This is a genomic window from Comamonas testosteroni ATCC 11996 (genome assembly GCF_000241525.1).
Classification (GTDB): Bacteria; Pseudomonadota; Gammaproteobacteria; order Burkholderiales; family Burkholderiaceae_C; genus Comamonas; species Comamonas testosteroni.
This window is the reverse complement of the sequence record NZ_AHIL01000043.1, coordinates 1-14635: the sequence shown is the minus strand read 5'-3', so window position 1 is coordinate 14635 and position 14635 is coordinate 1. Positions and strand designations below refer to the sequence as shown.

Below are 14635 nucleotides of genomic sequence, written 5' to 3'. Positions count from 1 at the left end.
ACAGTTGGCTGTGACTCGATCGATAAATGCAACCTAAGTTATGCGGCGTTTTTGGTTGAGTCATTTTTTGCCTACAACAAGCAAACCTCCTTTTTAGAAACTTATGCCGAACGGCCTTGAGCAACGCCCAGTGGGCCATATCCTGAATAAAATGAGAATCAATAACACTTCCATATCATGAAAATGCTTTCTCTTTACGCCAGAAGATTCCTGGCAATAGCCGCATTGTTTGTGCTCTGGTCTGCTTCTCCCGCCTGGGCTGCCGACCCTGCTGCCAGCGATCAGGCTAAGCAGACCTGGCAGTTGCTGGACTACCTGGCGGTTGACTACGGTGGCGCAGTAAGCAACGGCCAGATTCAAAGTGCGAGTGAATACGAAGAAATGAAGGAATTCGCGGCAACCGCTGTGCTGCAGCTAGCCGCATTGCCGAGCACTGCGGTGCTGCCCGAGTTGCAGCGGCAGGCCAAAGTGCTAGTAGACCTCATTGCCGCAAAGGCGGATGCCAAAGCAGTGGCCGACAGCGCCAATTCGCTGGCAGCGGCGTTGGTCAAAGCCTATCCGTTTCCGCTATCTCCGACTCAGCCACCGGATCTCGCACGCGCTAAGGTGCTGTTTGAAGCCAAGTGCGCGTCATGCCACGGGGCAACTGGTGCTGGCGACGGCCCACTCAGCACCAAGCTAGACCCGCCCCCGATCGCCTTCACCGATCATGATCGTGCCCGTTCGCGAAGTGTGCTCGCGCTGTACCAGGTCATTTCTCAAGGCGTGACCGGCACATCGATGCAGGGCTTCGGCACGCTCGCTGACGAGGATCGTTGGGCGCTGGCCTTCTTCACAGGAACACTGTCGCATGACGATGCCATGCGTGCTCGCGGCGAACAATCCTGGGTTCGAGACACCGCCGCCAAGACTGTCTTTCCCGATCTAGCTGCTGCAGCGACCTTGACCGAAGCCGCTTTATCCGAACTGATAGCACCAGACGCAGCTCGCGACCTCACCGCATATGTTCGTAGCCACCCAGAAGTCACCGCTGTTGCGAGCGGCTCTGGCGGACTAACCCTGGCCCGCTCACTCCTTCAGAAGAGCCTTGCCGCGGCGCGCGCGGGCGACCGGGCCAGCGCAACACGACTGGGCCTGTCGGCTTACTTGGATGGTTTTGAGCCGCTTGAGCCTGCATTGCGCGCACGCAACCAGGCACTTCTCACAGAAGTCGAAAACGCCATGCTGGCCTATCGCGGTGCGCTCGCCGGTGGGCGGTTGGAACAAGCCGATGCCACAGCACAGAAGCTGGACGATCTGTTTGCCCAGGTGGACGCCGAACTCGGCGCTAATAAGGCAGATCCATTAACCACCTTCGTTGCCTCCCTCACGATCCTGCTACGTGAAGGTGTTGAAGCGCTGTTGATCGTCGTGGGAATGCTGGCTTTCCTGAAGAAGGCAGAGCGACGCGATGTGCTGGGCTATGTGCATGGTGGTTGGGTGGCCGCACTGGCTTGCGGTGGTCTGACCTGGGCGGTGGCCACCTACTTCATGAGCATCAGCGGCGCAAGCCGTGAGGTAACCGAGGGGGTTTCATCACTGTTCGCGGCCGTTGTGCTGCTGAGCGTAGGGCTCTGGATGCACCAGAAAAGCGCAGCGGGCAAGTGGCAGGCCTACCTAAAGGACAAACTTTCGGCAGCCATGACGCGGCGTTCAGCGTGGGCATTGTTCGCCTTGTCGTTCATCGCCGTCTACCGCGAGGTGTTTGAGACCGTGTTGTTTTACTCTGCACTGACCAGTGACGGCAACAACAGTGCCTTGCTAGGCGGATTGGTATGCGGAGTGGCCATCCTGGCCGTCATTGCATGGCTTATGCTGCGGAGCAGTGCGCGCATGCCGATTGGTAAGTTCTTCAGCCTCAGTTCGATCCTGGTTGCGGTGCTCGCGGTAGTGCTCGCTGGCAAGGGGGTTGCTGGCCTCCAGGAGGCTGGCTGGTTGAGCGCGAGCCCGATCCATTGGCCGCGCATTGAAGTGCTTGGCATCTATCCGTCAGCGGAAACCGCGATTGCGCAAGCTTTGGTGCTTGCCATTGCCTTAGCGGGCTTTGCCATGAACGCCGTGAAGGCTCGGAACCCCCGAATCGTTTGAGATTAATAGGCCCCCTTGGTAGGGTGCTCCGACTATGCTCCGAGCACCCTGACTCTCAAAGATCTTCAGGCACCGGCAAAAACATGATCCATAGGGGAGTTTCAAACAGCAATAGCCTGAAGCACACACCTGTGCTGCCACTAATGGATGCCTGCTTTAGGCCAATCTTCGGCTGTTGGCAGAAAGTAAACGAAAGCCCACGATGACTTGCGAGTTTGGAGCTCTGCTAGTACGGTCTGCTGCCTAAACGAATGTCTTGAACAAAGAGCCTGCCGTGGACGGCAGGCTCTTTTCTATCAGCGACTTGGTTTCAGCTCCGTCACCATGCCTTGCCATTGATCACCTCTGCTTAGGACTTCACCTTATCTCCAACCTTTAGCATCTTCTTTTCGGATGCCGCGAAGCCCATGGTCATGGTCGGCTTAGCCTGGTTCGGAATATCGCCGTGACGCAAGACGACAAGGTTCCTCGACCCGTGTAACCTAAAACCCTTATCGTGGCAGCAATACAGTGATAGTGGACGAGGTAATGAGCAACCGCTGCCTGTCTTTGCTGCAGCGAATATTTCGGTGCTCTTGGCGCTTGGCTTACTGACAAATCCTGATACTTCAGGAAGTGCTGATACCAGCCTTTCAATGCGTTCTTGATTGGGTATCCCAACTGGCGAATTGTGGCCCTGATACGCAAGCCAAGCTTGAAGTAACGTTCAACTGCACGAATCCTGTCTTCGTATGAGAATATGAACTAAATCCTGGTAGTCCTAGCATTTGTTCGCATCCCCCTTCGGGCTACGCCCCTGTTTGCCACTGATAGCGACAAACCATGCTATGCCTTTATCCAACCAGATAGTCAGAAACCCATTTGCTCAACATCGCTTCAAAAATCAATACTTCCTGCATTTTTTAAAAATATCAAGATCAGGATTGTAGATCTCAGACTTTACATTCATCATTCCCAAAACCGAATGGAAATAATTATCATGACTTATCTTGGCATCAACGTCTAATAGAGCAGCACATCCATTTTCGTCGAATTTCTCGCGCTTAAATGATTCAGAGAACCAAGCGATCCAAGGAATCCGTTTCTGAGCATCGGGTGCCAAACTATAAGGTAGGCCATGGAGGTATATATTATTTTCTCCTAAAGACTCGCCATGATCTGAGACATACATCATTGCAGTTGGTCGATCTGGATATGTTTCCTTAATCCAATCAATTGCATTCGAAATGAAATAATCAGTCTCTCTTATGCTATTGTCATATGCATTAACTACTTGGTCTCGACTGCAGGTTTGCAGAGCTGAAGAGTCACACTCTGGGAAGTAGGCTTTTCTATCTGATGAAGAGCGCTTGTAATAGGCTGGACCATGGCTTCCCATTTGGTGAACTAGAATAACGGTTCCTTTAGCTTTGCCAGGTTTTGGCAAGTCTTCAATTTTCTTTTGGAGATTGTTCAACACTGCTGCATCAAAACAGCCATCATCTCTGCAATTGATATTACCTTCGATAATCTCTTGATTACTAGCAGGTATTCTCGCACATACCCCCTTACACCCTGATTGATTGTCAACCCAAAGGACATCCAATCCTGCCCTTTTTAGAACATCTAATAAATTTTCGTAATTTTCGCTTCGATCAAAAAATTCCTCTCTTGATAAATGAGAAAACATGCACGGCAATGACTCTGCGGTGCTCGTTCCACAAGCCCAGGCATTTTTAAATGACAAAATGTCTTTTCGACTTGATAGCAAAGGTGTGGTATCTCTTAAATAGCCATTCAACCCCAAATGATCTGAACGAGCGGTTTCTCCGACTACAAGAAATACTATAGGGTCTATAGTCCCTTCAATGTATGCTCCTTCTCCTATTTTTACCAAATCTTTAGATTTCCTCTTCTGGGAATCGTCAATTTTCTTGAAAACCGCATATAGTCCGTTGTATGGATTAATCAAATAGCGAATCTCCTTATGGTTCCTCATGGTTGAGGAGAACGCCTGAAAAGAAACAATTAGGCTTACCACTGCTATTGAAATCCCCAGGAGAGCAAGCATCAAACGTTGCAATATCAGTTTGCCAAAAGTAGATTTTGAGAAATTTCTGCGCCATATAAACCACAATGGAGGCAACGACAGCAGCAAGATCACGAAAATCATCTGCAAGTTAATCAGATCCGAGGCTTCATTGAAGTCTGTTTGAAGCACATTAGTTATCATATTGGAATCAATAACAATCCCGTATGCTTGCATGAAATAGGCACCTGAAGCCGCACCGACTACAAAGATGCTGGCAATTGGCCTTAAAAGCCACCCCCATCCCAAAACAGAAATCGAAAAAATATTCACACCAATCAATATAAAAACAAAAGATATTATTAAACTTATATTCGATTCTTCACCTAGTTTAGATATCTTCAGCCAAAGATAATAATTAGAAAAAATAGCAATCCATATACTAACTCCAATGATCATGCGTGTTGATTGCATGCCACTAGAGCGCAGGAATTCACTTATTTTATTTAAAGTCTTCATTTTACGAAAAGAATTTAATCAAGAACTATTCAGCTTCTCAATGAAACTATTTTTGAATTTATATAAACCCACAATCCTAGAGATAAAATCTGATCTGCACGATGACATTCCGATTACATTTTTGTCATTTTTTGAGCGAAAAAAAACGTGGATCGTGTTACCACGAATCCACGCCAAGAAAATATTACTGATTACCCAGCTATAGCTTGGTTACGAGCATCTCGCTGCGAAGGGGTTTCTTTAATCAGTTCGTCGATAACTTGCTGACGTGTCTTTTCGGGCTCCGTACCTTTCGCCTCAGCTGGGTAGTTTCCGCTGCGCAGTCGATTGTCCCCGCCCTCTCGTACGGCATTCGCTGCTTCTTCACGAACTTGGTCACGGGTTCGAGAGCTCTTGAAATGCTCGGGGTATACTTTTACACCAGCCTCATTATTTGTGGGGTGCCAGTACGTATCTGCGACTGCGACGCCAGGCATTGCCATAACGGTTGCCATTGCGGCTGCGGCGGTGAGAGATGCAAAAATTTTACGGTGAGCCATTTAATACTCCTTAAGTGAATTGATTTTCTTCTCCATCTAAGAAAGTCGTCTATTCAGAGAAGATGGCTTAAGTGTAGAAAATACCCACCGACAGATTGCCAACAGGAATGTGACAATGTTGTCATATTAAGTATTGTTACAAGAAAAAGCCATGGCCTTAGAGGCCATGGCTTTTATGAGGTGAATTGAACTACTTGTATCAGGCTGGCTTTTCCTCAGTAGACGCCAACACCTGCTCATCCTCCGTCTCGGAGAGATCCTTGCGGTGTATCAAGCTATAAAGCAATGGCAACACGAGAAGGGTCAGCAAAGTCGACGACAAGATCCCGCCGATCACCACTGTGGCCAAGGGGCGCTGAACTTCCGCGCCTGTGCCCGTTGCGATGGCCATCGGAACAAAGCCTAGCGATGCAACCAACGCGGTCATCAGAACTGGCCGCAGTCGGGTCAAAGCACCTTCAGTGACTGCTTCATATAGGCGCTTTCCTTCTTCGCGCAGCGATCGGATGTAGGCAATCATCACCAAGCCATTGAGCACTGCCACGCCTGACAGCGCGATAAACCCGATCGCTGCCGAGATGGATAAAGGAATACCGCGCATCCAGAGCGCCAAGATGCCACCTGTCAGCGCAAACGGAATGCCCGTGAACACGATGAGACCATCACGAACATTGCCGAACATTGCAAACAGCAAGACAAAGACCATCAGCAATGCTGCCGGCACAACAATCGTCAAGCGTTTTCTAGCCGACTCGAGGTTCTCGAAGGTTCCGCCCCATCGGGTCCAGTAGCCGGCAGGCAGTTGCAGCGATTCGAGGCGTTGTTGTGCTTCTGTGACGAAAGATCCAATATCACGTCCGCGCACGTTGGCACTCACCACGATGCGGCGCTTACCATCCTCTCGGCTCACCTGGTTAGGGCCTGGTGCGATATCAAAACTAGCCACGGCCGAAAGCGGAACAAAACCAAGTCGGCCATCCGTACCGCGTGGAAGCGCGATAGGTAGGCGTCCTATCGCTTCCATGTCATTGCGCACTTCGTCCGGCAAGCGAACCTGAATGTCGAATCGCTTGTCGCCTTCGAAAACTGTGCCGGCTTCACGACCGCCCAGTGCCGTACTGATGGTGTCTTGCACGTCACCCATGTTCAAACCATAGCGCGAGGCCTTCTCACGGTCGATTTTCACGGTGAGCATTGGCAAGCCTGTGGTCTGTTCGACCTTGACTTCAGAGGCTCCAGAAATTTGCTGCAACATGCCTGCGACGGCTTGTGCGTTCTTCTCCAGCACAGTCATGTCGTCGCCAAAAATCTTTACAGCGACATCACTACGCACACCCGATATCAACTCATTGAAGCGCAGTTGAATAGGTTGAGAGAACTCGAAATTGTTGCCTGGAACTCGATCTGCGGCTGCCTGAATTGCTGCCAGCAAATCGTCTCGTGTACGTGCCGGATCCGGCCATTCGGACTGCGGCTTAAGCATGATGTAGCCGTCCGAGATGTTCGGAGGCATCGGGTCAGAGGCAATCTCCGCGGTACCTGTACGAGCAAATACCCTGTCGATCTCAGGAAACTCTTTCTTCAAGGTTTTCTCGATCTGCATTTGCATCTCAAGGGACTGGGTCAGGCTGGTTCCTGGAATCCGCAGAGCCTGAATGGCGAAGTCGCCCTCGTTGAGGTTTGGTGCAAATTCACTACCAAGACGCGTTGCCAGCAGCAGGCTTAGCACCACCGCCACACCAGCTGCAGTCAGAACAACTGCAGGAGCTCTCATGACGCGATGAAGGGCTGGTGCATAAACGCGACGTGCCCAAACCATGAGGCGATTTTCCTTCTCCGCAACCTTGTTGCCCATGAAAAGAGCAATCGCCGCAGGAATGAAGGTAATGGACAGCAGCATTGCGCCAGCAAGCGCGATCACCACAGTCAGCGCCATGGGATGGAACATCTTGCCCTCTACACCTGTGAGCGCAAAGATTGGCAAATAGACCACCATGATGATCAATTGTCCAAACAACAATGGCCGACGCGCTTCCTTGGCTGCAGCAAATACTTCGTGGAAGCGTTCACTGCGCGTCAAAGAGCGTCCGCGTGCTTCTTGCGCGTGGGCAAGACGACGCACGCAGTTCTCCACAATGACCACCGCGCCATCAATGATGATGCCGAAGTCAAGAGCGCCCAGACTCATCAGGTTGGCACTGACTTTGTATTGCACCATGCCAGTGAAGGTGAACAGCATGGACAACGGAATGATCAGCGCTGTAATCAGGGCCGCGCGGAGGTTGCCTAGGAAAAGGAAGAGGATGACAACAACTAAAGCCGCACCTTCCACCAAATTCTTCTTGACCGTTGCGATGGCTTTATCGACGAGGTTTGTGCGATCGTAGACCGTGATCGCTTTCACGCCTTCAGGAAGACTGCGGTTAATCTGCTCCATACGTGCAGCCACAGCCTGCGAGACCACACGGCTGTTCTCCCCGATCAGCATGAAGACCGTGCCAAGCACGACCTCTCGGCCGTTATCCGTGGCAGCTCCAGTGCGAAGCTCACGACCCAAGCCAACCTCTGCCAAATCACGAATACGTATGGGCTGGCCTTGAGCCGAACCCACGATCACTTCTCGAATGTCAGCAATGCCAGAGACTTGACCTGGGGCACGGATCAAATACTGTTCACCTTGACGCTCAATGTATCCAGCTCCCACATTGGTATTGTTGCGTTCCAACGCAGCAACCAGGTCAGCAAGAGTGAAACCATAGGACGCCAGCTGTTCTGGGCGTGGCGAAACCAGATACTCTTTCGCGAACCCGCCAATAGAGTTGATTTCAGTGACACCAGGCACATTACGCAGTTGCGGTTTGATCACCCAGTCCTGTATCTCGCGCAGATCCATAGGTGTGTAAGGCGTTCCATCTGCCTTCTTTGCACCGTCCTCGGCCTCAACGGTCCAAAGATAGATCTCACCCAAACCTGTAGAGATAGGTCCCAGCGTGGGAGTGACACCAGCGGGAAGATTGTCACGGGCCTGTTGGATGCGTTCGTTGACTAACTGGCGAGCAAAGTAGATGTCAGTGCCATCTTTAAACACTACTGTCACTTGCGACAGGCCGTAGCGCGACAGCGAGCGAGTCTGTTCCAGATTGGGCAGGCCGGCCATCACCGTTTCAATTGGGTAAGTGACTCGCTGCTCAGTCTCAAGCGGTGAGTAGCCGCTGGCCTGCGTATTGATCTGTACCTGAACATTGGTAATGTCAGGTACAGCATCAATAGCGAGGCGTTGATAGTTGTATACGCCAAGAGCCGCTAGGGCCAGAACGGCAACCATGACCAGCCAGCGCTGCTCAATGGCAAATCGGATAATTCGTTCGAACATTTGCAGCCCTTGCTTAGTGTGCGTGCTCGGCTGTAGCCTTGCCCAGTTCGGCCTTAAGCATGAAGCTGCCTTCAGTCACATAGGACTGGCCGGACTTCAGCCCTTCAAGAATTTCTGTTGTCTGGGGATCTGAGCGACCAACGCGTACAGGTTGAGCTCGGAAACCCCCCTTGACGGGCACAAACACAACACTGTTTTGGCCGTCCAGACGCTGGATAGCACTGGAAGCTACCGCCACTGGCACTTGTTGCGAAGAGGCCGTCAACTCCACATTAACGAATAGACCTGGGCGCCACGCACCTTCAGGATTCTCTAGAGTGATTCGAGCAGGAGCGGTACGTGTTTCCTGGCCAATCAGAGCACCCACGTAAGCAACCACCCCAGTCGCAGACGACGAGAATGCTGTCGCTTTGACAGTTGCTTTTTCCCCTACCTTCACGGCGGGCAAGTCAGATGCTGCAACCCTCATTTCAGCCCAAACGGAGCGCAAGTCTGAGATTGTGAAAACTTGGGTAGTGTCCTGAACAGCTTCACCGACGGCGAGATGCTTCTCGACGATCACTCCGTCAAAAGGAGCCCTTAATTCAAATCGGTTTAGTGCACCGCCACCGCCTCCGGCGCCGTTGGCTGCCAATTTCTGTTGAGCATTTGAAACGGCAATTTCTGCCTCGCGCAGTGTCTGCCGAGCCTGCAAGTAATCCTGTTCAGCCGATACCTTCTCCTCCCACAGCTTTTGCTCTCTGGCATAGCTTGTACGCGCCAGTGCTAAGCGTTGGCTAGCGGCTTGAAGTTCACTTCGTTGCTCAGAAACAGCCGCACTGCTCAACACAGCCAGCAACTGCCCCTTCTTTACAACCTGCCCGAGATTGGCGGGTACCGAGTCGACGACGCCAGGGACTCGAGGGACAACGTGAGCCGTTTTGTCTTCGTTGAAGCGTATTTCCCCCGGAAGTTGCAGTACTGAGCGAACAGTTGCAGCGCCGACCTCTGCGGTTCGAATGCCTGCAGCCTGCATACGCTGCGAATCCATTTGGATTAGACCTTCATCGTCATCATGAGCACCTTCGGCGCTTTTCTTCTCTGCAGACTTGGCTCCGTCCTTTTGCTCTTTTTCATCATGGTGCTCACCATCTGCGTGTCCTTTTTCATCTTTGTGATCACCGCTTTGCTTCTCGCCGTGATGTTCTGTGTCTGCGTGGCTAGCGGCTTCTGAGTGCCCCTGACCTCCGGCACCTTTAGCACTGCTGCTGTCTGGACCACTGCGAAGAATTAGTGCAGCAGAAAGAGCGCCAACTACTAGGATTGCAGCAATTGCAATCTGAGTACGCCGAGTCCCAAATGGAGATGGTTTTGTATCGTTCATGTTGATGATCTGTGCAAAAAACTTACTCGTCTGTTGTGCCCAACAAGCGTTCGATATCGGCCGAAGCACGATGTGTGGCCATTAACTGGTCCAGGTATTGACTACGTACATCAAACAAAGAGCGTTGCGCGTCAAGTACGTCCAGATAGCCGAATTTCCCTAGCGCAAATCCTTTGCTTGCCGCCTCATAGGCGACTTGTGCAGTCGGCAGCACGCGTTCAGACAGTTGGATAGCTTGTTTACGACTTGCCTCTAGCGTCTCTCGCGCCGCATAAAGTTGAGACTGAAGTTCCAACCGGGTAGCTAGCAAGCGCTCTTCAGCTTGGTCAGCCAGGCGGAGGGCTTGCAACTGATTTCCTCGATTGGTATCGAGCACAGGCAAAGGAATGGAGACGCCGACTACGAGTTGATTGCCGGTCTCTTGAGCGCGCTTCATACCTAGACTCACCGTTGGGTCAGGAATTCGCTTTGCGCGCTCCAGATCTGCGGTCGCCCGGCTCTGTTCAACAGTGAAGCGAGCTTGCTGAATGGAAGGCGACTGCTCCAAGCGGCTTTGAAGAACCCCAATTTCCGGAACAGTAGGCAACGCGTCAAGTTTGCCTTGCGCATCACCAAATACAGGGCCTCCCTCTCCTATAAGGGCCTGTAATTGTTGACGAGCCACTCGTTTTGCGGCCTGAGCTTGGGCTTGCTCCAGCTCTGCACTGGACTCAGCGACACTGGCCCGGTTGGCCTCTAGGGGCGCTGCCTTGCCCGCTGCTACACGCTTCGATGCAGCCTCACGCGCGCTTCGAGCGATGTCAAGAGTTTGTCCTGCGAGGACTTCACGCTGCTGTGCGACTAACAACCCGAAGAATGCGAGTCGGACATCTGCGACAAGATTAGCTTTGGCGGCATCCAGCTCCGCCTCAGCCACATCTCGGCCACGTGCTGCAGCACGCATGCGCGCATCGCGCTTGCCACCGATTTCCAGCATTTGGGTCCATTGAACCGTCGTGGTACGTTTATCTCTGCTCGTATCTTCTTGTGAATACGAGAGCGCAGGGTTAGGCCTCGCCTTACTTTGCAGAACGGCTCCATCGCTTGCCTCAAGACCGCGCTGGGCAGCTCGTAAACGAGGGTGTTGGTCGATAGCGCGTGCTACTGCAGTGTCCAGAGTCAGTGGTGCCAGAGACGCCTTATTGGCAGGATTGTCCTGCGCTATGCCTGCCACGCCAGTTAAAGCCAAACTGGTGGACAACAACGCATGACGCAACGCACTAGCTGCTCGGCCAGCACGATGAGACGACGAAGAAATCATTGTTAAAACTCCTACCCGTGCAATCCAAAGTCAGCCGGGCGATACATTGCCCAGGTGAGGAATAGAAAGCGGGTGGGCGCTGCCACTATAATAAAGTGCTCCCCTCACCATCCTGACAGCCGGATGACAAATTTGTCATTTTCAAAATGCGTGCGCCTATCTCAGAATAGTCAGCATGAAAATCCTGGTTGTAGAAGATGAGATCAAGCTCGCCGATTACCTAAACAAGGGTCTGGCGGAAGAGGGCTTCACTGTGGATGTAGCCCACAACGGTATTGACGGTCTGCACCTGGCCAGTGAAATGGACTATGACCTGATCGTGCTTGACGGCATGCTTCCGGGCATCGATGGCCTAGCCGTGCTAGCTGCGCTGAGGCAAACGAAACAAACACCTGTACTGATGTTGACTGCCCGTGGCCAGGTTGAGGATCGCGTCAAGGGACTGCAGTGTGGCGCCGATGACTATCTCGTTAAGCCATTTGCATTTTCTGAACTGGTCGCACGCCTGCATGTTCTATTACGGCGCAGTGGCCCCAGCGTTGCCCAAGCCGCCCCCGAAGCGACGACTCTGCGCTTAGCTGACTTAGAGTTAGACCTAATTCGTCGTAGGGCCACGCGGGCGGGCCAGAGAATCGAGCTCACGGCCAAAGAGTTCAATTTGCTTAGCCTTCTATTACGCCGCCAAGGGGAAGTGTTAACACGAACAGAGTTGGCATCTCAGGTTTGGGATATGAATTTCGACAGTGAGACCAACGTGGTAGAGGTCGCTATCCGACGCCTGCGGCTAAAGCTTGATCAGCCTTTTGAGCAACATCTCCTCCACACCGTCCGTGGCATGGGCTATGTGCTCGAATCTCGCACAACATGAGCAAGACCGCTGCACCACATTTAGCTCGACGTTTAGCCCGCGCCTTAGCACTGCAAACCATTGTTGGCCTCGGTTTTGTATGCATTGCTGTCTATTTCGTGATCTCCGTCACGCTGTCGGAACGTCAGCAAGACACCTTAGATCACAAGAAAACAGCAATCGAGCACCTGTTAAGCGAGAGCCGAGGGGTTCACTCCCCGGAGGCCTTGAACCACATGCTTAACGACTTCGTCACGGGGCATGACGAACTGTCTTTACGCCTGGTGCCAACCTCCGGTAAAAGCGCATTTGAACTTTTGCGCCAACCTGAAGATGACGACCGGGTTGCAGTTCGCAAATTTTCAGTGGAAGTTCCGACAGTTAACGACGGCCTGCAGCCAATGCAAGCGGTCCTGTTGCTAGACCGTAGACCAGATGACCGACTGCTTAATCGTCTGGCCTGGACCCTGGGCATTGCCGCCGTGGCGGGTGCATTGCTGGTCTCATTTGCGAGCACATGGCTTGTTCGCATAGGACTCAAGCCTTTACGCCTACTGGTGGATCAAACGCGAAGCCTTTCTGCGCAAGACTTGCATCGCCGTTTAGATGATAGCCATCAACCTCAAGAATTAAGACCATTGATCGCACAGTTCAATGCATTGCTTGACCGACTGGCCATCGCCTATCAACAAATGGAGGCGTTCAATGCTGACGTGGCACACGAACTAAACACACCGTTGACCACCTTGATCAGTAGTTGCGAGTTGGCGCTTCGTAAACCGCGTAGTGCTGTTGAACTACAGGACATCTTGGCCTCCAACCTAGAGGATCTACAGCGCATGGCCGGAATCGTGGCTGACATGCTGTTTCTGTCACACGCAGACCGCGGTACTGAAGCGCGGCGATCCGCCAAAGTGAGTCTTGCAGAGCTTGCCTCAGAAGTGGCCGAGTTCCATGAGGCAGTGCTTCAAGAAGCGCACCTTCAAGTTCTAATCGATGGAGATGCAAGTGTTGCTGTGGATGCGCGTTTGGTTCGCCGTGCACTATCCAATCTTTTAGGCAACGCTTCACGCTATGCAGAAGCCGGATCAACGATCACTATCGAGATCTCCCAAAGCGTAGTGGAGACACCCGATGGCAAACGTGACAACGTTAGCATTGCGGTGATCAACCGAGGAGCGGAGATCGATCCCATCCATCTGCCACGCCTGTTTGATCGGTTCTATCGTGCTGATGCGTCCCGCGCACATGCAAATCTCAATCACGGCTTAGGACTGGCCATCGTTGCGGCTATAGCGCGGATGCACGGCGGTACCGCTTTCGCGACATCCTCAAGCGGGATCACCAAAATTGGGATTTCATTACCTGCCTCACCTAAGACAACGCCACACATCTTTGAATCTCAGTCGTGAGATTCCAACTTGGATCGACCTGAGTTTCATAGCTAGTTCAGAGCCTCCTCGTTCCATCAGGAGTCCTTATGAGCTGCCAACGTTACCTCGAAGAACTCGAGAATGAAGCAGCCAGGCAAATCCTGGAGCACGACTGTTGATTTCCACCCAGAAGTGACCCACTAGCCTCCGGCGGGGATGCGGATAAAAACTTGGACTGGTTTTTATGCGGCTAGACCAAGTTCTTGTCGGTATTCCACAGGACTTAAACGTCCCAGAGATACCTTGATGCGTTTTTCGTTGTACCAATGAATGTAAGTATCGACAGCTTCAATGAACTGCTCAATCGTTGTTGATTGCCAGTTGCTGGGATAGAACAGTTCTATTTTCAGCCGTCCAAAGAAGCCTTCGCATGCGGCATTGTCTGGCGAGCACCCTTTGCGAGACATCGAGCGAACCAACTTTGCATCATGGACCCTCGAGAGCCAGCCGGGCCATCGGTAGTGAGCTCCACGATCAGAATGAATCACAGGGCGGCTCTCGCTGCCTTGAACAGCGTCAATGGCCGCATCCAGCATTGTGTTGACGAGATTTGCATTGGGATGAGTCCCAATCGACCAGCTCACCACCAGCCCGTCAAAGCAATCAATGACTGGCGACAGGTAAACCTTACCAGCAGGAATCTGGAATTCAGTAATGTCGGTGAGCCACTTCTCATTGGGCGCAGCAGCATGGAAGTCTCGATTGATGAGGTTTTGAGGGGCAGCACCTATCTCTCCAAGGTATGAGTTATATCTGCGGCGTTTTGGCTTGGCCACGATCAACCCTTCCTGCTTCATCAGCCGACGCACCACCTTCTCTGAGATGCCCGTGCACTCCTTGAGCAAGGATGCCTGCACTCTGCGATATCCATAGCAACGGTAGTTGTTGTCGAAGATATCTGTGATGCTTCGGCGTACATCCAAGTATTTGTCAGCCAGCTTCAGCCGGGCACGATGGTAAAAATACGAGCTTCTAGCAAGTCCAACAAGAGAAAGTAGTTCTGGCAATTCATACTGCCCGTGCAACGCTTCAACCAGCACAGCCTTATCTTTGTTTGCCAGCCTATGCAGATCAATGTCAGCCCCATTTTTTAAGATTTCATGGGCCTGCTTGAGAAGCTCACGTT

10 protein-coding genes and 1 pseudogene are annotated in these 14635 nt (G+C 52.1%); 3 read left to right on the top strand and 8 right to left on the bottom strand.

Translation table 11 applies throughout. The features are described from left to right. The first annotated feature begins 177 nt into the window (after positions 1-177). The gene (locus CTATCC11996_RS18585) at positions 178-2127 is read left to right on the top strand and encodes a cytochrome c/FTR1 family iron permease (RefSeq protein ID WP_003062510.1); all 1950 of its coding nucleotides are present in this window, start codon (positions 178-180) and stop codon (positions 2125-2127) included. 349 nt (positions 2128-2476) lie between these two features. Here the strand turns inward: CTATCC11996_RS18585 and CTATCC11996_RS26350 are convergent, their stop codons facing one another. The 7 genes and pseudogenes from CTATCC11996_RS26350 to CTATCC11996_RS18570 all read right to left on the bottom strand — a co-directional run bounded on the left by CTATCC11996_RS26350 (position 2477) and on the right by CTATCC11996_RS18570 (position 11229). Continuing rightward, complete coding sequence (locus CTATCC11996_RS26350) at positions 2477-2542, bottom strand: hypothetical protein (protein ID WP_224651146.1); 66 nt, start codon at positions 2540-2542, stop codon at positions 2477-2479. 32 nt (positions 2543-2574) lie between these two features. Then, positions 2575-2868 (bottom strand): annotated as a pseudogene (locus CTATCC11996_RS26345) (IS3 family transposase); the annotation flags it as partial. Between the two features lie 142 nt (positions 2869-3010). Next, positions 3011-4654 (bottom strand): phosphoethanolamine transferase, encoded by a 1644-nt coding sequence (locus CTATCC11996_RS25145; RefSeq protein WP_003062506.1) that lies wholly within the window; start codon positions 4652-4654, stop codon positions 3011-3013. Positions 4655-4845: 191 nt separating this feature from the next. Beyond that, on the bottom strand, positions 4846-5193 hold the full coding sequence (locus tag CTATCC11996_RS25140; RefSeq protein ID WP_003079124.1) for a DUF4148 domain-containing protein: 348 nt from the start codon (positions 5191-5193) through the stop codon (positions 4846-4848). Positions 5194-5392: 199 nt separating this feature from the next. Next, positions 5393-8566, bottom strand: a complete 3174-nt coding sequence (locus CTATCC11996_RS18580; RefSeq protein WP_003055034.1) for an efflux RND transporter permease subunit — start codon at positions 8564-8566, stop codon at positions 5393-5395. Between the two features lie 13 nt (positions 8567-8579). After that, positions 8580-9929, bottom strand: a complete 1350-nt coding sequence (locus CTATCC11996_RS18575; protein ID WP_034349613.1) for an efflux RND transporter periplasmic adaptor subunit — start codon at positions 9927-9929, stop codon at positions 8580-8582. A gap of 22 nt (positions 9930-9951) precedes the next feature. Further along, positions 9952-11229 carry a TolC family protein gene (locus tag CTATCC11996_RS18570; protein WP_012838505.1) on the bottom strand — a complete coding sequence of 426 codons (1278 nt, stop codon included), beginning with the start codon at positions 11227-11229 and terminating at the stop codon, positions 9952-9954. A 175-nt stretch (positions 11230-11404) separates the two neighbouring features. Here CTATCC11996_RS18570 and CTATCC11996_RS18565 point away from each other — a divergent pair, with 175 nt between their 5' ends. Together CTATCC11996_RS18565 and CTATCC11996_RS18560 are read left to right on the top strand one after the other, a co-directional pair. Then, positions 11405-12097: a heavy metal response regulator transcription factor gene (locus CTATCC11996_RS18565; RefSeq protein WP_003062499.1), complete on the top strand. Its 693-nt coding sequence runs from the start codon at positions 11405-11407 to the stop codon at positions 12095-12097. Beyond that, positions 12094-13488: a heavy metal sensor histidine kinase gene (locus tag CTATCC11996_RS18560; RefSeq protein ID WP_003062497.1), complete on the top strand. Its 1395-nt coding sequence runs from the start codon at positions 12094-12096 to the stop codon at positions 13486-13488. Before CTATCC11996_RS18565 ends, CTATCC11996_RS18560 begins: the two co-directional genes overlap by 4 nt. Positions 13489-13691: 203 nt before the next feature. Here the strand turns inward: CTATCC11996_RS18560 and CTATCC11996_RS18555 are convergent. After that, on the bottom strand, positions 13692-14635 hold a 944-nt coding region (locus CTATCC11996_RS18555), incomplete at its 5' end, for an IS3 family transposase (protein WP_003079122.1).